This is a genomic window from Kluyvera sp. CRP (assembly GCF_019930565.1).
In the GTDB taxonomy this organism is placed as follows: Bacteria; Pseudomonadota; Gammaproteobacteria; order Enterobacterales; family Enterobacteriaceae; genus Kluyvera; species Kluyvera georgiana_A.
In genome coordinates, this window is sequence record NZ_CP082841.1 from 343,472 (window position 1) to 367,384 (window position 23,913).

The window sequence follows — 23,913 nt, forward strand, 5'->3', positions numbered from 1 at the left end:
TAAACGAGTACAAGCATAACACAGGTCTAACCTATCAGTAACGCCGTTGCCATTCATTACTGCTGAGCACGTCTTCTTTCTGGCCCATAAAGTGGCGATAGTAGGCGTCGTAAGCCAGCACGTTTTTGACATAGCCGCGCGTTTCCGAGAACGGAATGCTCTCGATAAAGGCCACCGCATCAATGCGCCCGGCGCTATTGCCAAGCCAGGTGCGCACACGCCCAGGCCCAGCGTTATACGCCGCTGAAGCAAAAATACGGTTATTTTCAAACTGCTGGTACACATACTGCAGGTAGCTGGTGCCAATATTGATATTGGTCTCAGGATCCAACAACTGCGCCGGATTGCTGTAGCCCGGCATATTAAACATTTTCACCGTATGGGTCGCGGTACCCGGCATAATCTGCATCAGACCGCTAGCGCCAACCGGCGACTTTACCTTCGGATTCCACGCGCTTTCCTGGCGCGCAATCGCCATGGCGTAGCTTTGCGGGATGTCTTTACCGGAGGTATAACGCACAAACAGGTCGTTATAAGCCAGCGGGAAACGCTCCTGTAGGTTATCCCACAGTTTACCCGCAATCGTCGCCTGCACGCTCAGATCCCACCAGTGTTGATCGAAAGCGTAACGCGCTAACTGTGCCTGCTCCGTCTGGCTGCGGCTGCTCACCAGGTTGGCCCACTCGCTACGCGCCGTATTATCCTGATTCCAGTACATTAACTCGCGTACGCGCGCCATTTCCGCCCCGCCGGTGAGCGCGGAGGAAATGGCCCCCGGCGCTTTTTCTACCCGCAGCGTGTAAGGTTCGCCCAGACGCTGCGCGGCCACCATCGGATAGAAGCCGCGCTGCTGCATCAGCGACAGCAGGATGCTGCGCGCTTCGTCATCGCGCCCCCGCTCCATCAGCAGATCGGCTTGCCAGTAACGCCATTCATCCTTCTCTTTCGCTTCCATCGGCAGCCGCGCCAACCACGTATTCAAACCAGAACGATCTCCCGTACCGAGCGCCATACGCACCCGGCGTTCAACCAACGAGGTCGACTGCGAGCGCATAATGGCATCATCACGCCAGCGCGCCTGTTCGTCGGTCACATCCGTTCCCATCAGACGCCAGGCAACGGTATCGCGCAGCTCCTGAGCTTGTTCGTCATTGAGTTGTTGCGCCTGAATCAACATCGGGATCATCAGACGCGCATTTTCCACGTCCTGACGCGCGACGCTGGTAAACGCTACCGCCGCCAGTTGACGGGTGAAATCCGTCGCCCCGGTTGTACGCGCAAAGGTCAGCACGGTATTTGGGTTATTGGCCAAATCAGTAATCGCCGTCGCGATAGTTTGATACTCGGCAGGCATTTGCGAGGCTAGCGCTTTCACCAGACTGGTGTTGCCCGCCTTCATTGCCAGACGAATGCGCTCAAGGTATGCCAGCGGATCCTGCGTCCCGGATGCCCGCCAGGCGCTGAACAGCGGATCGCAGGCATTAGGCCGACTCTGCCCGGTCAGCCACAGGGTTTTCGCGCCCTCCCAGGCTCCCTGGGTATCGCCCACATTGTATTTGGCATAGTAATAGTTGCACTGCGCCTCGGCGGTACCGGGCTTATCGGGGCTAAAAGCCAGCAGGCCACGCCAATCCTGGCGGCGCGCCAGCTCGTTAACGAAGCGGTTTTTAAGGGTACGGGCCGGAGGCAGCGTTGGGTTAGCCTGCACAAAGTTGCTGACTGCTAACGTCGGGGTATTCATCAGGTCGCTGGTTATCTGGCGATATTGTAGGTACGGGTACAGCGGGTAATCCCGCAGGGTCGGCATCAGTTGCTCGACCACGTCCATCTGGCGGTTATCCCAGGCCTGTTTGATTTGCGCATAACGGCTACGTTGTTGATCCAGTGAATCGGCGCGGGCAACGCTACTGATTGTCAGCAGGCAGACACTGGCTGCCAGCAGACGCCACGTAAATTGTTGGGCTTTTTGCACAAGCTCTTCCTCGTTGTCACGTTACGTCGGTGCAGCATCATGCCGCGTAATCATTTGATGCTAACGACTGATCGGCTAATGCGCCACGCCATGAACACTTTTTTACGTTTTATCTGCGATGTCGCGCACCTGAATTTGCCTGCTGGGATTGGGCGGGGAAAACAGCTACACTTCGCCTTTGAAAACTCTATTCATCACTATAAAAGAGGCGAAGTCCACGTGGCTCAATTCGTTTATACCATGCATCGTGTCGGCAAAGTGGTTCCGCCGAAACGTCATATTCTTAAAAACATCTCGCTGAGCTTCTTCCCTGGCGCAAAAATCGGTGTTCTGGGTCTGAACGGCGCCGGTAAATCCACCCTGCTGAAAATCATGGCTGGTATCGATACCGATATCGAGGGCGAAGCGCGCCCGCAGCCGGGCATCAAGATTGGCTACCTGCCGCAGGAGCCGCAGCTGAACCCTGAGCATACCGTTCGTGAATCCGTTGAAGAAGCGGTTTCCGAAGTGGTTAACGCGCTGAAAGGCCTGGATGAAGTGTATGCGAAGTACGCTGAACCGGATGCCGACTTCGATAAGCTGGCCGCGCAACAGGGCAAGTTCGAAGAGATTATTCAGGCGCACGACGGTCACAACCTGAACGTGCAGCTCGAGCGTGCCGCTGACGCCCTGCGCCTACCGGACTGGGATGCCAAAATTGCTAACCTCTCCGGTGGTGAACGCCGCCGCGTCGCGCTGTGCCGCCTGCTGCTGGAAAAACCAGACATGCTGCTGCTCGACGAACCGACTAACCACCTGGATGCCGAATCCGTGGCGTGGCTGGAACGCTTCCTGCACGACTTCGAAGGTACCGTCGTAGCGATTACCCACGACCGTTACTTCCTCGACAACGTCGCAGGTTGGATCCTGGAGCTTGACCGCGGTGAAGGCATTCCGTGGGAAGGCAACTACTCCTCCTGGCTGGAGCAGAAAGATCAGCGTCTGGCACAGGAAGCGTCTCAGGAAGCGGCTCGCCGTAAATCCATTGAGAAAGAGCTGGAGTGGGTTCGTCAGGGCGCGAAGGGCCGTCAGTCTAAGGGTAAAGCCCGTCTGGCGCGCTTTGAAGAGCTGAACAACACCGAATATCAGAAGCGTAACGAAACCAACGAACTGTTTATCCCACCAGGAGCTCGTCTGGGCGATAAAGTCGTTGAGGTCAGCAACCTGTGTAAATCCTACGGCGATCGCGTGCTGATCGACGATCTGAGCTTCTCAGTACCGAAAGGCGCCATTGTCGGCATCATCGGTCCAAACGGCGCGGGTAAATCCACTCTGTTCCGCATGATGTCCGGTCAGGAACAGCCTGACAGCGGTACTATCTCGTTGGGCGAAACCGTCAAGCTGGCCTCCGTTGACCAGTTCCGTGACGCAATGGATAACAGCAAAACCGTGTGGGAAGAAGTTTCCGGCGGGTTGGATATCATGAAGATCGGCAACACCGAGATGCCAAGCCGTGCCTACGTGGGCCGCTTCAACTTCAAAGGTGTGGATCAGGGCAAACGCGTCGGCGAGCTGTCCGGTGGTGAGCGTGGCCGTCTGCATTTGGCGAAGCTGCTGCAGGTTGGCGGCAACATGCTGCTGCTCGATGAACCGACCAACGACCTGGATATTGAAACCCTGCGCGCGCTGGAAAACGCCCTGCTGGAATTCCCGGGCTGCGCGATGGTTATCTCGCACGACCGTTGGTTCCTTGACCGTATCGCCACCCACATTCTGGACTACCAGGATGAAGGTAAGGTTGAGTTCTTCGAAGGTAACTTTACCGAATACGAAGAGTACAAAAAACGCACGCTGGGCGCCGATGCGCTGGAGCCGAAGCGTATCAAGTACAAACGTATTGCGAAGTAATGTCTCTCAAGCGGATGGCGCAAGCCATCCGCTTTAATAATACTTAATAAACAACAAAGAAATAATTAAAATATTCAGCAATAGCCTGAATTATCATTTTTAAATCGATAATATCTCCTATCCTTCGCCTATATATAGCTCAATCAAATACAACCCTATTAAGAAAATCCCGTCATATATAATCACTATTGTGATGCTTTAACGACTGTGCTAAAAATGCCGCATGAATCAGGCCTTGCCATAATTCATGATAGTTATTCATGGACAGGAATCCATCGAATATAAAAACGTATATTGATATATACATAAAGGAATGCGATGTTTTATCACCTTATCTATCGTGCGACATTCAGATTGAACAAGCGAAATAAATGGTGCGGATAGCCCTATTCATCATTTCAAGAAAATCTATTCACCATATTAATTAAGCTCACTGAATAGCTCATGAAAATAAATAATGTACTATCCAGCCGTTTTATTGCCAGGAAAAAAAAACTGGCCCGCGCGGCGTTAAAAAAAATCCGCCAGGTTGATATTCAGCATCATCTGTGGAAAGCGGTTATCGCGGCACCAATGTGTCTGCTGATTATTTATCTGGTGATTTTCAGCCAGCCCCGCTACGTCAGCGAGTCTAAGGTCGCGGTCAAGCGCCCTAACGATCTCGACAGTTCCAGCCTGAATTTCGGCCTGCTGCTGGGGGCATCTAACCCCTCTTCCGCCGAAGATTCGCTGTACCTGAAAGAGTACATCAACTCGCCGGATATGCTGCAAACGCTCGATAAGAAACTCGATTTCCATCAGGCGTTTAGTCAAAGCGGCTGGGATTTTCTGTTCCATTTGCCTGCCGACATTACCGCTGAACGCTACCTTGAGTACTACCGTTCTCGCCTGACCGTCAACTACGACGAGAAAACCGGGCTACTGTCGATTCAGACACAGGGCTTTACCCCAGAGTTCGCCCAGGCGTTTAACCAGGCGGTGCTGAAGGAGTCCGAGCGCTTTATTAACGAGCTATCGCATCGGATCGCCCGCGAGCAAATGCAGTTTGCCGAGCAGCAGTTAGAAGAAACAAAGGCGCGTCTGAACACCAGCAAGAGCCAGCTTCTGGCCTATCAGAACAGTAATAACGTGCTGGACCCTGCCGCCTCCGCTGAAGCAGCAACCACGCTGGTCAACACGCTGATTGCCAAAAAGATTGAGATGGAAGCCGACCTGCGCAACCTGCTGACCTATTTACGCGAAGATGCCCCGCAGGTGGTCAGTACTAAAAATGCGATTAAATCGTTACAAGCGCAGATCGATGTTGAGCAAAATAAAATTACTGCGCCGGACGGCAAAAAACTCAACAGCATGGCGGCAGATTTTGAAGATCTTAAAACTACGGTGAAATTTGATAACGACCTGTATGCGCTCGCACTGCAGGCTATCGAAAAAACCCGACTGGAAAGTGCGCGAAAATTAAAAACGCTGTCTGTCATTAGCTCGCCGCAGCTACCGCAAGAATCGCGTTTCCCGAACGTGCCGTATCTTTTAGCCAGCTGGTTATTGGTGTGTTGTCTGCTCTTTGGCACGGCCAAATTATTGATCGCCATTATTGAAGATCACAAAGACTAATTAACCGCCAATATCATTAACAGAGTCTATTATGAAATTAGTTAAAACGATTCTTGTATTGAGTATCCTGCAATCCTGTCAGGCGCTGGCGGTGGGAATTACCGCCGATCCGCAGTTGACAGGGGCCGCTGGACTGCCTCAACTGCTGGCAGCAAAAGCACAGAGCACCGATAGTAACGGATTCGACAATACGCCGATCGCACTGCCCGCGCCGCCGCTAAGCCGTATGTTTGGTGCGCAGCTATTTAATGGTTCCACCGCCGACAGTGGTACCAGCATTGGTTTTAATCCGGGCTATATCATCGGATTAGGCGACACCATCCAGATTCGACTCTGGGGTGCGTTTAATTTTGACGGCGCGCTGACCGTCGATCCGAAAGGGAATATTTTCGTCCCTAATGTCGGGCCGTTAAAGGTCAACGGCGTCAGCAACGGCCAGCTTAACAGCCTGGTGACGACTAAAATTAAAGAGGTATATCAGTCTAACGTTAACGTATATGCCTCTTTGCTACAGGCTCAGCCGGTAAAAGTGTTCGTCACTGGCTACGTGAGAAATCCGGGGCTGTACGGCGGCGTGGCCTCCGATTCTCTGCTCTCTTATCTGAGCAAAGCGGGTGGCGTAGATAGCGATCGCGGAAGCTACGTCGATATCACCGTGAAACGTGGTAAAACCGTGCGTTCGCACATTAACCTGTACGATTTCCTGCTCAACGGCTCGCTAAACCTGTCGCAGTTCGCTGACGGCGACACTATCGTCGTTGGCCCCCGTCAGTACACCTTCAGCGTTGAAGGCGACGTCTATAACAGCTATGACTTCGAATTCCATGACAGCAGCATCCCCGTCACAGAAGCGCTGGCATGGTCACGGCCAAAACCAGGCGCGACGCACTTTACCATCATCCGCCAGCAGGGAGCGATGAAACGGACGGAGTATTATCCGCTCAGTAGCGCTGCGGGGAAAATGCTGCAGGACGGCGACAAGCTGATCATCAGTTCAGACCGCTACGCCGGTACCATCCAGGTACGGATTGAAGGCGCGCACTCCGGAGAACACGCGGTGGTACTGCCGTACGGTTCGACGATGAAACAGGTGCTGGCGCAGCTAAAAACCAACAGCATGTCGCAGCTCAGCAGCATCCAGCTGTATCGCCACTCGGTCGCGGTACGCCAGAAAGAGATGCTCAACACCTCTTTGCAGAAGCTGGAAGAAGCCTCCCTCTCCTCACAGTCAGCTACCCAGGAAGAAGCTCGCCTGCGCGTACAGGAAGCGCAGCTGGTCAGCCGCTTCGTTGCTAAAGCGCGCAACGTAGTGCCAAGAGATGCTCAACACCTCTTTGCAGAAGCTGGAAGAAGCCTCCCTCTCCTCACAGTCAGCTACCCAGGAAGAAGCTCGCCTGCGCGTACAGGAAGCGCAGCTGGTCAGCCGCTTCGTTGCTAAAGCGCGCAACGTAGTGCCGAAGGGCCAGGTCGTGCTTAACGAAAGCAATCTCGACAGCGTGATTCTGGAAGATGGCGATGTCATTACCATCCCGGAAAAAACGTCGCTGGTGATGATCCACGGCTCAGTGCTATTCCCCAACGCCATCTCCTGGGAGCAAAAGCTCGATGTGGATGATTACATTGAGAAATGTGGTGGCCTGACGCAAAAATCCGGGCAGTCAAAAATTATCGTCATCCATCAGGATGGCTCCGCGGTGGATGCTGACGACGTCGATGACATTCGTCCGGGTGATGAAATCATGGTACTGCCGAAGTACGAAACCAAGAACCTGGAAGTCACGCGCGGCATTTCCACCATTCTTTACCAGATGGCTGTGGCAGCGAAAGTCATTCTGGATTTGTAACAACTTGGGGGTGCAGAGGTTTCTCCACCCCATTAAAATCAAAATGGAAGCAATTCAGGATGATAGGCATCTACTCCTCGGGTATCTGGCAAATCCCTCACCTTCAAAGCTTTTTGGGAGAAACTTGCTGTAAGTTATCCTCTTTCTCCGACATACCAACAGAAGTCAATGCTATTGCCGTCTGGGGTGAACGTCCTTCAGCACAGCGACCGATCGAGAAAGCGGTAAAAACTGGGCTGCCAGTTTTACGCCTGGAGGATGGATTTACCCGCTCATTGGGGTTGGGTGTGAATGGCGCACCTCCACTTGGATTAGTTATCGATGATTTAGGAATTTACTATGACGCTAGCCATCCTAGTCGTCTGGAAGTGTTGATCAAAGAGGAAGCCAGGACGCAGGGGTTACAAGGTGATGCGGAGCGGGCGATCCAATTCATTGTTGAAAATGATCTGTCAAAGTACAACCATGCACTTCCGTTTACGGAAATTCATGATTCCGACATTGTTTTAGTAGTAGATCAAACCTATGGTGATGTTTCAGTCACTTTAGGTGGTGCAAGCGAAAAGCAGTTTGCAGCAATGCTTGCCTGCGCAAAAAAAGAAAATCCTCAGAGTGAGATTTGGGTAAAAACACATCCAGACGTCCTTACAGGCAAGAAAAAAGGATATTTCGATAAGTTAACCAATGACCAACATATCCGACTGATTACTGAAGATTTAAGCCCACAGTCACTTCTTAGTCAGGTATCGTCGGTATATACAGTCACTTCACAATACGGTATTGAAGCTCTACTTGCAGGGAAAAAAGTCACCTGTTTTGGGCTGCCCTGGTATGCTGGCTGGGGACTCACCGATGACAGACACCCCTTAGCTTCAGACCTGGCTAATCGCCGCGGCTCTGCCCCATTAACGGCTCTGGTCGCCGCAGCCTGGCTACAATATACCCGATATATCGTCCCTGCAACCGGTGAACCAGGATCACTCTTTGATGTTCTAAATTACTTATATCTTTATAGAAAACAGAATATTAGCCTGCGTGGACATTTATGGGCGCCAGGTATGACATTATGGAAAAGAAGCATCGTTAAACCATTTCTAAAGATACCTGAGAATAAGGTCAGTTTCTCGACTCATTGTAAAAAATCAACTGCTTGCGTGGTATGGGGCGTAAAGGGAGAACAAACATGGTCCCAGAAAGCTTCCCAAGTTGGCATTCCCGTCTGGCGTATGGAGGATGGATTTCTACGTTCCTGCGGTCTGGGTTCAGAATTACTTCCCCCTCTTTCTTTAGTTCTTGATAAAACAGGAATTTACTACGATGCGAGCAGACCGAGTGACCTGGAGCACTTACTGAATACCTCTACATTGACAGATGCGCAAAGATTTCTCTCGGCAGAAATCAGAAAAAAAATAATCACAAGCAAATTAAGTAAATATAATTTAGGTAGCAAATGGGTATTACCAAAACAAGCTAAAAATAAAAAAACCATTCTTGTCACCGGACAGGTCGAAGATGATGCCTCTATTGCAACAGGTACATTTTCAATAAAAACCAATATGTCATTATTAAGTATTGTACGTGAACGTAACGCTAATGCTTTCATCATCTATAAGCCACATCCTGATGTACTAGCTGGAAATAGGCCTGGCCATATTCAGGAGCAAGATATACTCCAGTTAGCAGACTGCATAGCTATTGATGCCGATATAATTGAGTGTATTCAACAGATAGATGAAGTACATACTATGACATCCCTATCTGGATTTGAAGCATTGGTCCACGGAAAGCGTGTATTTTGCTACGGCCTGCCATTTTATGCCGGATGGGGACTAACCACAGATGAACATAAATGCGAGCGAAGAAAGAGGGTATTGAAACTTGATGACCTTTTCTATCATACAATAATCTCTTACCCAATATACATACACCCAAAAAATAGAAATCTAATAGATATTAATAATGCAATAAATTTTTTAAGTGAAGGGCCACGAAATAACATCAATCAAGTGAGTAAAAAAAGAACTCGTATAGAACGATATATTCGCAAAGCGATAAATTTACATCAACTATACAAAAAATAAATTAGAGAGTTACCGCATGGAAAGCAACGCACTAAGAAATTTATTAACAGGCAAACGCTATCTATTACTCCAAGGGCCTATGGGTCCTTTTTTTAATGACATGGCGGAATGGTTAGAATCTCAAGAAAGAGAAGCTATTAATGTTATATTTAACGCGGGAGATCGTTTCTACTGCAGAAAAAGAAATTATCTAACATTTAAGGAAACCCCCAAGGAATTCCCTCACTGGCTAAAAGTAACCTGGAGCGAATATCACTTCGATACAATCATTTGTTTTGGTGATTGTCGTCAATTACACCAAGCAGCCAAACGCTGGGCACAATCGAAAGGTATCCGTTTTCTTGCTTTCGAGGAAGGGTATTTACGACCTCATTTTATTACTCTGGAAAAAGATGGCGTGAATGCATACTCTTCCATACCTAGAGATCCAGAATTTTATCGAAATTTACCAGACCAGAAAGAGCTTCAGGTTCACAGCTTAAAGCCATCAACTAAGTTACGTATCTGGCACGCTATGTGGTATTATTTGATTAGCTGGTGTTATCGAAAACAGTTTCCTCTCTACCGGCATCATAAAGTCTTTTCTCCATGGTATGAAAGTAAATGTTGGATCCGTGCAGGATGGAGAAAACTATGGTATCGATTCAAGGAGAGACATGTTATGAGCTTATTAGAAACTAAGCTCGACCAACGCTATTTTCTGGCTATTCTACAAGTTTATAACGACAGCCAAATCCGTAATCACAGCCCTTACAAGGATGTCCGAAACTATATCAATGATGTAATGTACTCTTTCTCCAGAAAGGCTTCACCAGCCGATTTCCTTGTCTTTAAACATCATCCAATGGATCGCGGCCACCGTCTATACAGACCATTAATCTCGAAACTAGGTAAACAGTATGGGATAAGCGATCGGGTTATGTATGTTCATGATCTATCGATGCCTCAATTATTGTCCCATTCAAAAGCTGTTATAACAATAAACAGCACAGCAGGGCTTTCAGCACTCATACATAATAAGCCATTAAAGGTTATGGGGCGAGCACTGTATGATATTAAAGGCTTAACTTATCAAGGAAGTTTAAATCAATACTGGACTTCAAATTTCAAACCAGATAAGCATCTATTTAATAAATTTAATTCTTACTTAAGAAAAAACACACAAATCAATGCCGTGTTTTACGGCAGAAAATCTCCAGAAATGCTCAAATACCAAGCTAATCATCATGACAAAATAACTATTGGGAAGTGGTTCTTGCAATAGATACTGTATCCTCACAAGACAAAGTATAAAGCCAAAACAAAAATAGGTGATTAACCGCAAGATTACTTGCGGTGGATACTCATTAAAATTACGACCAATAAATATATACACATATTAAACATAATATTCAATGAATATAATTAATGTAATAAGTAGAGACTTTTCTCTCTGTCTGGATGGAGATTCAGAGAACGATAAATCTGAATTCATATCTCCCCTGAAGTATCATAACATCAAATAAACATTCTTGAACGTGGGTTATTAAAGTTTTTAAGTATATAATCAATTCGTTCTTGTGTGTTTTCTATACTCATAATATTTCTCTCAAAATCATCAATAGGAATACTTTTCTCATCAAAAAAAACAGGGAAAGGGTCTTCTTTAATTAAATATTTATTCGTCTCAGAATTAGTCCAGGCATGTACACACTCTCCTGACCAATAAATATTTTCACGTACTTTTTTAGCCGGGTTGCCAGCCCACGCGGAGTTTGATGGTATACGCTTATTAGAAACAACACTTGCGGCACCTAATATACTCCCGGAACCTATTTGACATCCTTTTAACACGAGGACATCTTGCCCCAACCAAACATGATCACCAATATAAATACTTTCTGACTCATTTATCCTTTTTTTTGTTGTTTTATCATAAATAAGATGAGCATCAGAATTCCTTACTGTTATACCACTAGAAAAAAGCCCCCCTCCCCAATAAAAATGTTTTTTGATTCTGATGATATAAAGTTTACAACTCCATTGAAATAATTATTTTTACCAAAAAAAATAATATTGTTATTATTGATATATAAATTAACAGTATAAGGTTTATAACTCTCACTCAAATATAGAATACTATTACTTCCATTAAAGTATATATTTGTTCTTTTTAAATTAACGCCCTTATCTATGAATAGAATATTACCAGTACCGGAAAATCTAATTGTTGAATTCTCAAATGAAACAAACTCCCCGACAATTTCATTATTTTCAGAATTAGTTATAGATAGATTCAATGAAGCCTCCTCGACAATATAATTACCCAATAAAAACAAAGGGTTGCCAATATCGCAACCCATTTATTCTAATATAAAATATTACGCAACACTATTTAATAATATTTTTTTAACTTTATATAAGTAATATCCTTCATTATAATGATATGGGTGAGAACCCCATTGGTGATGTACATCACCAAAGTTGAGATAAGCCGGAGCCCCCACAAATGTCAATTCATTAAATTCTTTTTTAAGAGCATCGATAATTTTTACATGCATTAAATTATATCTTGCATAATTGTATTTTTCTTCATCAAAAATATTAAAAACATTATCATCAAAGAAAAAAGTAGACATGACCGATTCATTGATAACAATATTCTTCAGTGGAATATAGTTAGAGAGGAATACAATCATTTTTTTTGCATTCTCTATCACAGAGTGGATTTTACTCTCGTCATCAAATGGTATTGTTGTTGTATCTTTCAGCTTCTTATACAATTTTGTATTCATAAAGTCCCAGGATTTAGTGACTTTACTGCTTTTATATTCAACCAGATCAAACCTCTCATCCATGAAATCCAGAATCACGATAGAATCAGATTTTAAAGATTGGACAATTGCATTTGGTATAGCTTTTATCAGATCTACAGACAACGTATTCTTAATATTTTCCTTATTAATATTAAGATCATCCATACTGAACTTTAAGGGGAGATCAAATAACGATGAGTACGATACATTCATTGTTAAAAGTTCCACTTTAAAATTTGATGACTTGTTATATTTATGATAGTAGTTCAACATATCCCTGGAACAACAACTACCCAGTATTGAAGTTGGTACTGGTTTAATTTTATAGTTACTTTTTATTAATCTGGTAAGACTGCGATTAGAGGATACAACTTTAGATATATTATTAAATATTGAACACTCGAGCTTAGCGCCAAGTCCCTTCTCATCAAAATCAGGCTCAATTATCTCAACATTGACTCTTTCAGGAATAAGAGTTATAAAATCAACAAGGTTATCAAACAACTTTGAATAATCGAGCTCAGTCTTAGGGGAAACAATATCAAAAACAACATCATCAATCTTCGATATATTAACGAAAAACCTTGCCATCTCTATATTAAATGGAGAATTTTCAAAGGTATTTGCTCTACCACTTAAGTAATCATCAAGCCTCAACAAAGATAATTTAACACCACTATCAAAGCCTTCACCATACTCTACATCAGAAGATATTGATGACGTAAATACGTATTTTGTAAACATTTTCATCCCTCGATTACACTAACAATCCGTTTGCAATTTTTGTTATCACGATACTTAAAAAACTGTTTATACATTGAATGATATTGTTTAGGAACCATAGCTTTATTCTCAAAAAGAGAGGCTAAAGTAGCGGCAATATCATTCACATTACGGCAAACAGGTCCTGGCATTTCTTTCAATGGGTCAATCAAAGGCCCTCCCCTTTTTGCAAAAAATGAAACTTCATCAAACCAGTAGTATATAACTGGTTTATTTTGATAAACCATATCGAAGCTAGCAGATGAAAAGTCGGTAATCATAATATCAGAACCGATTAACAAATCCTGAACATTAACCTCATTCATACTGTAGACTTTGAAAGTACTTTCACCATTGGTGGTTGTGATAAACTGACTCATCTTATGGTGTAGACATGCCTCTATGGTATAACCATAGTTAAGTAAAATTGATTTTAAATTCTCATCATTCAATACTTCCATAAGTTTCTTATAGTACTTAGATTTAATAAATCTGTCTTGACTAACCGAACTAAGTTCATCACGCCATGTAAACAACAATAATACTTTCTTATTTTTAACATTGTTATTTTTAGGGAGCCGGTCAAACCGAGAAAGCCCCGTGACACAAATTCTCTCTGGTTCAAAGTCAAAATTTTTGCACACCAATCTTTTTTCAATATCGGAACTGACTATAAACTTATCAGGTAATTCATTTCTTCTCATCATTGAGTTACAATCATAGTAACCAGCAGCCCGACTCGTAGCAAAAACACCATGCTGAAGAAAATATTTTCCCTTTGAATCATGCTCTTCAGCCACATCCTTCCAATGAAAAAAGACATCTCTCATACTATCGCTGAAAATATATTTTTTCGCCGCATGAAAAACCATGAAATGCTTAAAGGATCCATATGACAATACATTTTTCATTCCCTTTAAGTTAACAGCAGTTCGAGCACCTTTTTTAATAACATAGTAATACTCATCTCTAACTTCAGTTCTATTCTTTTGTATATAATCAAATAGAAAATAGCTCGAATCATTAGCAGTATTTCCCAAACGCTCACCGATTAGAGAAATATTATTTTCCTTGTATATTATATTAGAGGTCCATTTAGCTAAATTATATTTAACGTCCCAATAAACATGGGCTATTTTTTTCTTTTTATCTTTTAGTTTTTTTCTAAATGATTTTATTTCTTTCTGTTTGTTAACTAATGAATAATAATCAGATACAATATTATCACAGGCGACTGCCTTTCCTTTTGAACACACCCATCAGTATACTTCAAATTCATTACCCTATGCGCTTCCGAGTAAAAACCATAGTAAATGAGGAGGAGAGGCAAACGTCTTATTGGAGTAAAAAGATTTATCTTATCGATACCAATAACGTCATGCAAGAATCCTCTTACCATTTTATAGATCGCTTTGCACTCGCCTATTGGATTATCGATTGAAAACTTAGATAGCCTATATAATATACTGCGCAATATAAACATCTGAGCATAAGCTATTTGCTGTGGTGCAAGTCTGAATTCTTTCGATAATTCATAAACCTTCAACAAATCAGTAAAAACCTTCTTGTTTACTAATTGTGTACATGATGGGTTATCTTCATCATCTCGCCCTCTATAAAGATAGGTTACTTCATGGGTGGAGGATACATGATTAGCTCTATACATAGCATGTATCACAAAAATCCAGTCCTCAGCTAATTTAATACCCTCCGGAAACGTAATTTTATAATCCATTAAAAGTTTTCGACTATACATTTTCCCCCAAGGAGGAGAACTATTAATTAAAATAGCTCTATGAGTAAATTTCACTTTCCGGAACGATGAGCAGGCAACCTCAGCATGAGGCTCTATATACCATGAACGCCGTGAATTAAATGCTTTCGCATGTGATACAATAACATCCGAACCAGTATCTTCAGCAACACTCAACAACGCTGTAAATGAATCAGGTGGCAATAGATCATCAGAATCAAGAAATATTATATAACGCCCTTTGGCAATTAAAATAGCATTATTCCTTGCAACAGACTGACCTTGGTTTAATTGATGGAGTAATATAATGTTATTATTTTCTCGCATTAACCCTGAAATTATAGATGCTGAATTATCTGGAGAACCGTCGTCAATACATATAATTTCAACGTAATATTTTTTTTTCCACTTTCCAAGTTTCTGTGACAAAACTGAATCGAGACATTCCTTTATATATTTCTCTACTCTATATACTGGTATGATTACAGTAATGATTGCTTCCTTACAATTAGATTTCATCTCCATCTCACTATATTGAATCACTTTGAACAAATTTCATTAAAAATTCATATAATATCGCCAGTATAATATCATCAACTATAGATAATATTATATTAAGGTTTTTATAATCTTCGTATTATACTTATTTAATAAACAATATTACATTCAAGATATGTTTCTGTTATCTTCGGAAAAATGAGTGCTAAGCATGTGCTGAAGTCTTTTCTCGTAATTGTTAATTTTTTTATTTTCAACAGAATTAAAATCATTGGCACAAAAAGAATGAGGCATTGTCTTTGTTTCACTGGCTTTTTTTATTGTTTTATAAAAATCTGCTGCACTTGGAGATCTAACATTAAAGTAATAACAAATATCTCTCTTGGGATAAGCCTTTCCCAAGCAGTATGACATCCATGGAACTAAAAATGTGGCTAAATTTAGGTCATCTTCTGCTCTAAATTTATTGCCAAGAAATGACTCAATCTGTTCATTATAATTACTCCATAAATATTCATATGTTGATTTATGCAGTGGCACATACGTATGTACTAATGGATTATCCACATCCAGTCCAAATTCTTTGAGGATTTTTTTTGAATTGAACGATGCTGAGAGTGTCGGTGTTATAGCCCCCCGAGATCGCATTACACTCAAACTTTTATGAGCAATAAATAATGATGATATGCCATTACGGCCGAAGAAATGGCTTGGAAGTAAAGGTCTACCGACAAAAACATCATCATTGAAATAAATGAAATGCTCCGATAGATTTTCTATCTTATGTAAATTAGCCTCTATCACATGCGAATTAAAAGTTGGCAAATACTCAGTGCTTATTATGTCCTTATGGTCAACGATAATAATATTACTTGTTTCATTACCTTCATACCATAGAGGTATTTGTTTGTCAGTAACGATAAATATTTTTCTAACCCACGGCATATTCTCTAATACACTAATCACTGAATAATAAAGCTCATCATGATTACTGAATCTCGCTTCGTCCGTTGCATATGCAGCGTAGGATATTTCATCATTTTTATTATTTTCCATTTTCTGTTTCCAGCAGGAATCTTTGTTGTTTACCCATGTGTAAACAACATCAATTGGAAAATTTGTTGGTATCATACTTTCCAATTCCAGATCATGGCGTAATAGTATGTTCTCCTCCTCTTCTGAACATCTAATCTCATTCCTTATAATTGGCTTCTTTTTTAAAAAATAGTCTCTAAAAAATATACTTGGGCATTTTATGAATTTCTTTATCTTCCTGCTTATGTTTTTAACCACATGCCCTCCAATTGAATACTGACAATATCTAAACATATTTATTTTTATATATTGCAATTGCCTCGTCTATGTTTTCGAATAACTCAAAACCATGTCCATCAAGCATTAAACACGCTATATCACAATACTCTTTAAGTGAATAAAGATTATGAGACACCATTAAAAAGCTTGACTCTTTCCTTTTTTCATTAAATATATCAAGGCATTTATTTCTGAATCTAGCATCGCCAACAGCTGTAACCTCATCAACAAGATAATAGTCAAATTTGAATGCCATACTTAACCCAAATGCCAAACGTGATTTCATGCCTGATGAGTAAGTTTTTATTGGCATATCAAAATATTTTCCCAACTCAGAAAACTCTTCTACATAGGAAATTTTTTCTTTCAGATCTTTCTTCAATGCATATAGTCTAGATACAAACTTAACATTCTCTCGGCCAGTTAGACTTCCCTGAAAACCTCCAGATAATCCCACCGGCCATGAAATACTTTTACTGGTTTCTATACGACCGCTATCAGGCCGATCAATCCCACCTATAACTCGGAGTAGTGTTGATTTTCCAGCACCATTTCTCCCGATGAGTCCAACACTTTTGTTCTCTGGAAATTCCATATTAATATTTTTGAAAACATAATGACGTCCTTTTTTTGTCATATATGATTTAGTTAAATTATTTATTCTTATCATGATGTCAACATTTTCTCCTCACGGCATGAGTAAAAAGCTAGCCCAAAAAACATTACGAACAATGCCACGATAGCAATATAATTTAGACTTACACCATCACTATAATAACCAACGACCACGGAGGCTCTTGTAAGCTCTACAATATGAACAATTGGGTTCCATAGAAGATATGGCCAATACTCTTTCGGTACTGCATGCAACGGGAACATGACACATGATATGAAATAAAATGGTTTTATCACTATCGGTAAGAATTTTTCCGTTTCTGGAAATAAATTACCAATGACCATAAAAATCAGACCAATACCTGTCGAAAAGATCAACAAAATACACCAGGTTGCCAAAAATATGACCATATTAGGGAAAAATACTGGCTCCCCGAGCCACCATAAAATAGTCATCAGAACTATATATACAAATAGATAGATGAAAAACTCGAGAATTGCTCTTGCTATAACAGTGTCAATAGGTTTCACAGGACGGTAATTAAACAACCCCTGATTAGCATCTATCGCAGCAATTGAACGATTTGTTATATCGCTAAACATAAAGTAGGGAATTATCCCATTAATCAGAAAAACAGGAAATGAAATATCCGGCATGGTTCGATGCATCACAAACCCGAAAATAACCACCAACACCATCAAATGTGCCGCTGGCTCCAGCACCGCCCACAAATACCCAAGTCTATACTTCCCAAACCGCGTTTTTATTTCCCGCATGAATAATGCTTTGATCACTGCCTGCTGGACTTCCAAGCCACTTCTTGCCATACAACCTCTATCCATAATTTTATTTTTGGCACGCTACCGCCCATGGCTCATAGCAACCAGTCCGCTAACAGGGAAAGATTTATATTTTCAGGAAATGTTTTAGTGGCGAGAGACAAATATATTAAATACTTGCCTTATATATTTCAGCTATTGAAGAGACCCGAAATATCACTCCATTGAACATTTCAGAAGGCACTACGACCTTACTACATTGTACTCAATATGATGTTATTTCGTAGTCTATGTGATTTAATTAAATTAAAAAAACGTTTTAAAATAAATAATGACTAATAATTTTTATTATAAAAATACAGTGTAGCAATAAGAGTACACTTTATGATTGGTTTAAAATATTAATAATCAAAATAAATAAAATTTATAGCACAGGAATTAATATAATATTGACAGTAGCAAGGTCTCATTCAATATATATAATGGGGTTTCTCATCTGAAAAACCCCAATAACGGTCAATCTCCCATCAACTCCCTGACCAACTCCACACACCGCAAAAACCGCGAGTCATAGTCCGCTTCCTCAACGTGCACAAACGCAATATTGTTCTTCTCAAGCAGCGATACCAGCAGCGTCTGAAACTCTTTGCGGTCTACCGAACTCCCCAGGCTGCGCAGCCCATCAGCCACCCACGGCGTGTTGTTCTCCAGAAGAATAACCAGATCAAAGCGATACTCATCAATCAGCGCCTGTACAAATGGATGTTCACGTCCTTCATACTTTTTACAGAAGGCCTGAGTGCTGACAAAGTCAGTATCAATAAACGCCACCTTGTTAGCGTACTTCACCGCAAAGTCGATATACTGCGCATGACCGAGCGCGATTTTGTCGTAGTCGGAATATTGCAACGCCATCTCATCGCCGCCGAGATGAGAAAAAACGTAGTCACGGCCATATTCCCACGCACTGGTGGTGTTGAAGATATTCGCCAGCTTGTTGACCAGCGTCGATTTGCCGCTGGACTCACCGCCGAGAATCGCCACCGTACGCACGAAGAACGGCTTCACTTCCGTAGGGATGTAATCCCAGTAGCGGAACGGGTTCTCACGGATCTGTGCGCCGCTGATATTCATAAACGTCCGTTTCGGGTCCACCAGCACCGTTTCAATTCCCAGATGTTCGAGGTATTGCGGCGCATCGGACTCTTCAGAAGTGTAGATCCAGTTTGGCTGAATCCCCTTCTCCTCCATAAAGGTTTTCATCCCCGCGCTCCATACGTCCCAGCCGTGGGGATATGGCTCCATGCCTTCTTCGTTAAAAGCATGAATGCGAATGTTCTTCTGGTATTTAAAGGTCTGGAGCAGCCAACGCAGACGATCAGGCACCGTAGGCTGTTGCGACATCGCGCTATCTTCAAACAGCGCGCGATCGCGCGTGTCGTCGTAACCCATGATGATATGCAGCTCATCCACCTGGCTACAGGCGCGCTGAATCAAATAAATATGTCCCGTATGCAGGGGATAGAATTTACCGAAGACCACGCCGATATTTTTTTGCTGACGAGGAAACTCAAGGCCAAGAAAACGATGTAGCGCCTCCAGCTTTTGCGCGCTGGGGCTTTTAATTTTGGCATTGAGGAGCTGGCTTAAATAGCCCTTGGTCATGCCGCTTGCGTCTGCAACCTGCTGCAACGTGCAGCCTTTTTGACGAATTGCGGTTTTGAGATAGTCGAACGACGACACAAGAGCCTCCTGCTGAATTGGGGTAAACCATCTACCCATTATACAAAAAACCCGGATGTACTCACGGTACTATCCGGGGAAAGAGAGCGGCGTCGCAGTACGACGCCAGAGTCAGACATTATAGATCGTCAAAGACGTTTAGCGCGTCGGAGAGTTTTTTCACGCCAAACACCTTCATCCCTTCCGGGACTTTTTTCGGCACGTTGGCGGCCGGAACGATTGCCCGGCGGAAACCATGCTTCGCTGCTTCTGAAATACGCTCCTGCCCGCTTGGTACGGGACGAATTTCACCGGCCAGCCCGACTTCGCCAAACACCACCAGATCCTGCGGCAGCGGTCGATCGCGCAGGCTCGAGACCATCGCCAGCAGCAGCGCAAGATCGGCGCTGGTTTCAGTCACCTTCACGCCGCCCACCACGTTAACAAACACGTCCTGGTCGGCCATCTGTAGGCCACCGTGGCGGTGCAGAACGGCGAGCAGAATCGCCAGACGGTTTTGCTCCAGACCAACGGCGACGCGTCGCGGGTTGCCCATCATCGAATGATCGACCAGCGCCTGAATCTCGACCAACAGCGGGCGGGTACCTTCCCACACCACCATCACCGAGCTGCCGGAAGTGACCTCATCACCGCGGCTGAGGAAGATGGCGGACGGGTTACTCACCTCGCGCAGCCCCTGTTCGGTCATGGCGAACACGCCCAGTTCATTCACCGCGCCAAAGCGGTTTTTATGGCTGCGCAGCGTACGGAAACGCGAGTCGGCATCACCGTCAAGCAGCACCGAACAGTCGATGCAGTGTTCAAGCACCTTCGGGCCCGCCAGCGAGCCGTCTTTAGTGACGTGCCCCACCATGACGATGGCGACACCGCGCGTTTTAGCAAAGCGCGTCAGATAGGCAGCGGTTTCACGCACCTGGGCGACGCTGCCCGGCGACGACTGAATATCCGCCATGTGCATCACCTGGATGGAGTCGATCACCATCAGCTTCGGCTGCTCTTCTTCCGCAATCTGGCAAATCTGCTCGATACTGGTTTCCGAGAGCATATTCAGGTTCGCCGTCGGCAGGCCGAGACGATGCGCGCGCATCGCCACCTGCTGCAACGACTCTTCGCCGGTGACGTACAGGGTTTTCATCTGCTCTGCCAGCTTGCACAGGGTTTGCAGCAGCAGGGTCGATTTCCCCGCCCCCGGGTTACCACCAATCAGAATGGCGCTGCCGGGTACCACACCGCCACCCAGCACGCGGTCAAACTCTTTAAAGCCGGTCGAGAAGCGCGGTAGCTCTTCCAGGCTGATTTCCGACAGCTTCTGCACCTTAGCCACGCCAGCATTACCGGCATAGCCGCTCAGGCGCTCATTACGCGCGACCGTGGGAGAAGCCGCTACGCGCACCTCGGTGATGGTATTCCACGCATGACAGGCGCTGCATTGCCCCTGCCAGCGCGGGTAGTCCGCACCGCACTCATTACAAACAAATGCGCGTTTAGGAGCTTTCGCCACGTTAACCTCTTTATTTCTGATTCATGCTGCCGGAGAGGATGCAGAACACCCCCATCAAATCGGCATGACGGATAGTCACTTCCGTCTGTTCATTCACTTTGGGTTTGGCATGATACGCAATCCCCAGACCGGCTTTTTTGATCATCGGCAGGTCATTGGCACCGTCGCCGATAGCCACGGTCTGCGCATGCGGAATTTCATATTTTTCAGCCAGCTGCAGCAGCGTTTTCGCTTTATACTGCGCGTCGACGATATCGCCAACCACTTCGCCGGTCAGTTTGCCATCGCGAATGCCCAGCTCGTTAGCCACCGCGGCGGTGAGGCGCAGCTTGTCGCGCAGATACTCGGCAAAGAAGGTGAAGCCGCCGGAGGCGATCGCCACCTTCCAGCCCAGCGTTTCCAGCTTCAGCACCAGTTGAGTCAGCCCCGGCATCAGCGGCAGCGTTTCGCGCACCTGACGCAGGATATCGGCATCCGCATCTTTCAACGTCGCCACACGCTGGCGCAGGCTGGCGCTGAAGTCCAGCTCGCCGCGCATCGCGCGTTCGGTGACTTCCGACACCAGCTCGCCGGTGCCGGCCAGTTTAGCGATTTCATCAATGCACTCAATCTGAATGGCCGTGGAGTCCATGTCCATCACCAACAGGCCCGGCGTGCGCAGATGCGGGATTTTCCCCAGCGGCGCGACATCCAGCCCGGCATCATGCGCCAGTCGCGTCGCGCGCGGCGTTAACGATCCGGCCAGACGAATCACCTGATAGTCTTCCACGCACCAGGCTGCCACAATGACCATCGCCGCGCCCAGCTTGCGCTGGTAGGTTGTCAGACGCGCTTTATCCAGGCCGCGGCCATACAGCAGCCAGCCGCTACGGCCAGCGTGGTAATCCAGCGGCATCACTTCATCACCGCTGAGCGAAAGCGGCAACCCAGGCCACAAGGAGACATCTTCAGGCAGGTCGCACCAGGTCAAACTGTTTGGCATTACAGCTCCAATCTTCTTTATTAAGCCCAGGAAAATAACGCATGAGGCTACCTTGTAACCAGCGCTTCTGGCAACATTAAGCTGTAAATTTTCAAAGGTGGAATATGGTTCGCGCAAAACTGAAATTTCGACTGCATCGCACGGTGATTGTTCTTATCTGTCTGGCGCTGCTCGTCGCGCTGATGCAGGGGGCGTCCTGGTTCAGTCAGCAAAGCCAGAAACAACGCAATCCGCAGCTGGAAGATCTGGCGAGGACGCTGGCGTATCAGGTGTCGCTCAATCTGGCACCGATGATGAAAACGGAAACGCCGGACGAGAAAAAAATCGGCCAGTTGCTGAAACAACTTACCGTGAAAAGCCGAATCCTCGACGCGGGCGTTTATGATGAGCAGGGCGACCTTATCGCGCGCGCCGGCGAACAGGTTGAGCTTCGCGACCGTCTGGCGCTGGACGGCAAAAAGGCCGGGAGCTACTTCAACCAGCAGATTGTTGAACCTATTCAGGGAAAAAATGGCCCGCTCGGCTATCTGCGTCTGACGCTCGATACGCACACCATCGCCACCGAATCCCGTCAGGTGGATAACACCACCAATATTTTACGCCTGATGCTGCTGCTGTCGCTGGCCATTGGCGTGGTACTGGCACGCACGCTGCTGCGCGGCAAACGTACTCGCTGGCAGCAGTCGCCGTTCCTGCTCACCGCCAACAAGCCCGTACAGGACGAAGATAAAGATTAATCAGAAAAGGAAATCGCTATGACAACGTTGCGCCTGCTGCTTTCTGACTCTCACGATCCGTGGTTCAACCTCGCCGTCGAGGAGTGTATTTTTCGCCAGATGCCCGCCACCCAGCGGGTGCTATTCCTGTGGCGCAACGCGGACACGGTCGTTATCGGCCGCGCGCAGAACCCATGGAAAGAGTGCAATACCCGGCGTATGGAAGAAGATAACGTCCGCCTGGCGCGTCGCAGCAGCGGCGGCGGCGCGGTGTTCCACGACCTTGGCAACACCTGCTTTACCTTTATGGCGGGTAAACCGGAGTACGACAAGACCGTCTCTACCGCTATCGTGCTGGAGGCACTGAATTCACTTGGCATTACGGCTGAAGCCTCAGGGCGAAACGATCTGATCGTTAAAACGGATGAAGGCGATCGTAAAGTCTCCGGCTCAGCCTACCGGGAAACGAAAGATCGTGGTTTCCACCACGGCACGCTGCTGCTGAATGCCGATCTCAGCCGACTGGCCAATTATCTGAATCCAGACAAGAAAAAGCTCCAGGCAAAGGGGATTACCTCCGTGCGTGGGCGCGTAGCGAACCTGGTTGAACTGCTGCCGGATATTACCCACCAGCAAATTTGCGAAGCCGTAACCGAAGCGTTTTTCCGCCACTACGGTGAGCGCGTCGAAGCAGAAATTATCTCGCCGGATAACGTGCCAGACCTGCCCAACTTCGCCGAAACCTTTGCCCGACAAAGCAGTTGGGAGTGGAATTTTGGCCAGGCGCCGGCGTTCAGCCATCTGCTGGATGAACGTTTTACCTGGGGTGGCGTCGAGCTACATTTCGACGTTGAGAAAGGCGTGATTACCCGCACTCAGGTATTTACCGATAGCCTGAATCCGGCGCCGCTTGAGGCACTGGGCGAGCGTTTACAGGGCTGCCAGTATCGAGTGGATGTATTGGAGCAGGCCTGCGAATCTTTAATTGCTGAATTCCCGGCTCAGAAAGGTGAGCTGCGAGAACTGGCTGCATGGATGGCTCAAGCTGTACGCTAA

19 protein-coding genes and 1 pseudogene are annotated in these 23,913 nt (G+C 45.5%); 8 read left to right on the top strand and 12 right to left on the bottom strand.

Going from position 1 to position 23,913, the window contains the following annotated elements; all coding sequences use genetic code 11:
- Window positions 1-34 precede the first annotated feature (34 nt).
- A complete protein-coding gene (gene sltY / locus K7B04_RS01575) occupies window positions 35-1,972 on the bottom strand; it encodes a murein transglycosylase (RefSeq protein ID WP_223803359.1) in 1,938 nt (645 codons plus the stop codon).
- A 219-nt stretch (window positions 1,973-2,191) separates the two neighbouring features.
- Here sltY and ettA point away from each other — a divergent pair, with 219 nt between their 5' ends.
- The 6 genes and pseudogenes from ettA to K7B04_RS01605 all read left to right on the top strand — a co-directional run bounded on the left by ettA (window position 2,192) and on the right by K7B04_RS01605 (window position 10,662).
- Window positions 2,192-3,859, top strand: a complete 1,668-nt coding sequence (gene ettA, locus K7B04_RS01580; RefSeq protein WP_223803360.1) for an energy-dependent translational throttle protein EttA — start codon at window positions 2,192-2,194, stop codon at window positions 3,857-3,859.
- Between the two features lie 444 nt (window positions 3,860-4,303).
- The gene (locus K7B04_RS01585; protein ID WP_223803361.1) at window positions 4,304-5,473 is read left to right on the top strand and encodes a capsule biosynthesis protein; all 1,170 of its coding nucleotides are present in this window, start codon (window positions 4,304-4,306) and stop codon (window positions 5,471-5,473) included.
- Between the two features lie 31 nt (window positions 5,474-5,504).
- Window positions 5,505-6,791 (top strand): annotated as a pseudogene (locus tag K7B04_RS01590) (polysaccharide biosynthesis/export family protein); the annotation flags it as partial.
- 1 nt (window position 6,792) lies between these two features.
- Entirely contained in the window at window positions 6,793-7,317 is a 525-nt protein-coding gene (locus tag K7B04_RS01595; protein WP_223803362.1) for a hypothetical protein, read from the top strand.
- A 59-nt stretch (window positions 7,318-7,376) separates the two neighbouring features.
- Entirely contained in the window at window positions 7,377-9,398 is a 2,022-nt protein-coding gene (locus K7B04_RS01600) for a capsular polysaccharide biosynthesis protein (protein WP_223803363.1), read from the top strand.
- A 16-nt stretch (window positions 9,399-9,414) separates the two neighbouring features.
- Window positions 9,415-10,662, top strand: a complete 1,248-nt coding sequence (locus tag K7B04_RS01605) for a capsular biosynthesis protein (RefSeq protein WP_163449318.1) — start codon at window positions 9,415-9,417, stop codon at window positions 10,660-10,662.
- Between the two features lie 233 nt (window positions 10,663-10,895).
- On the opposite strand, the gene K7B04_RS01610 is transcribed toward K7B04_RS01605, so the two are convergent.
- The 11 genes from K7B04_RS01610 to serB form a co-directional block, all read right to left on the bottom strand.
- Window positions 10,896-11,402, bottom strand: coding sequence for a hypothetical protein (locus tag K7B04_RS01610; RefSeq protein WP_346015170.1), 507 nt, complete (start codon window positions 11,400-11,402; stop codon window positions 10,896-10,898).
- Window positions 11,345-11,677 (bottom strand): hypothetical protein, encoded by a 333-nt coding sequence (locus K7B04_RS01615; protein ID WP_223803364.1) that lies wholly within the window; start codon window positions 11,675-11,677, stop codon window positions 11,345-11,347. The genes K7B04_RS01610 and K7B04_RS01615 overlap by 58 nt, the downstream gene beginning before the upstream one ends.
- 81 nt (window positions 11,678-11,758) lie before the next feature.
- Window positions 11,759-12,937: a DUF6270 domain-containing protein gene (locus K7B04_RS01620; RefSeq protein ID WP_167576918.1), complete on the bottom strand. Its 1,179-nt coding sequence runs from the start codon at window positions 12,935-12,937 to the stop codon at window positions 11,759-11,761.
- A 2-nt stretch (window positions 12,938-12,939) separates the two neighbouring features.
- Window positions 12,940-14,211, bottom strand: coding sequence for a CDP-glycerol glycerophosphotransferase family protein (locus K7B04_RS01625; RefSeq protein ID WP_223803365.1), 1,272 nt, complete (start codon window positions 14,209-14,211; stop codon window positions 12,940-12,942).
- Window positions 14,151-15,227 (bottom strand): glycosyltransferase family 2 protein, encoded by a 1,077-nt coding sequence (locus K7B04_RS01630; RefSeq protein ID WP_223803366.1) that lies wholly within the window; start codon window positions 15,225-15,227, stop codon window positions 14,151-14,153. The genes K7B04_RS01625 and K7B04_RS01630 overlap by 61 nt, the downstream gene beginning before the upstream one ends.
- A 147-nt stretch (window positions 15,228-15,374) precedes the next feature.
- A complete protein-coding gene (locus tag K7B04_RS01635) occupies window positions 15,375-16,499 on the bottom strand; it encodes a stealth family protein (protein ID WP_223803367.1) in 1,125 nt (374 codons plus the stop codon).
- A 28-nt stretch (window positions 16,500-16,527) separates the two neighbouring features.
- Window positions 16,528-17,190: an ABC transporter ATP-binding protein gene (locus K7B04_RS01640; protein WP_163449576.1), complete on the bottom strand. Its 663-nt coding sequence runs from the start codon at window positions 17,188-17,190 to the stop codon at window positions 16,528-16,530.
- Entirely contained in the window at window positions 17,187-17,963 is a 777-nt protein-coding gene (locus K7B04_RS01645; protein ID WP_167576922.1) for an ABC transporter permease, read from the bottom strand. The genes K7B04_RS01640 and K7B04_RS01645 overlap by 4 nt, the downstream gene beginning before the upstream one ends.
- Window positions 17,964-18,431: 468 nt before the next feature.
- Window positions 18,432-19,658: a multifunctional transcriptional regulator/nicotinamide-nucleotide adenylyltransferase/ribosylnicotinamide kinase NadR gene (nadR, locus tag K7B04_RS01650; RefSeq protein WP_163449610.1), complete on the bottom strand. Its 1,227-nt coding sequence runs from the start codon at window positions 19,656-19,658 to the stop codon at window positions 18,432-18,434.
- A 118-nt stretch (window positions 19,659-19,776) separates the two neighbouring features.
- Complete coding sequence (radA, locus tag K7B04_RS01655; protein ID WP_163449611.1) at window positions 19,777-21,159, bottom strand: DNA repair protein RadA; 1,383 nt, start codon at window positions 21,157-21,159, stop codon at window positions 19,777-19,779.
- Window positions 21,160-21,169: 10 nt separating this feature from the next.
- Window positions 21,170-22,141 carry a phosphoserine phosphatase gene (serB, locus tag K7B04_RS01660; RefSeq protein ID WP_163449612.1) on the bottom strand — a complete coding sequence of 324 codons (972 nt, stop codon included), beginning with the start codon at window positions 22,139-22,141 and terminating at the stop codon, window positions 21,170-21,172.
- Between the two features lie 104 nt (window positions 22,142-22,245).
- Between serB and K7B04_RS01665 the strand changes: the two genes are divergently transcribed.
- Both K7B04_RS01665 and lplA read left to right on the top strand, forming a co-directional pair.
- Window positions 22,246-22,878: a YtjB family periplasmic protein gene (locus K7B04_RS01665; protein ID WP_079943222.1), complete on the top strand. Its 633-nt coding sequence runs from the start codon at window positions 22,246-22,248 to the stop codon at window positions 22,876-22,878.
- Between the two features lie 18 nt (window positions 22,879-22,896).
- A complete protein-coding gene (lplA, locus tag K7B04_RS01670) occupies window positions 22,897-23,913 on the top strand; it encodes a lipoate--protein ligase LplA (protein WP_223803368.1) in 1,017 nt (338 codons plus the stop codon).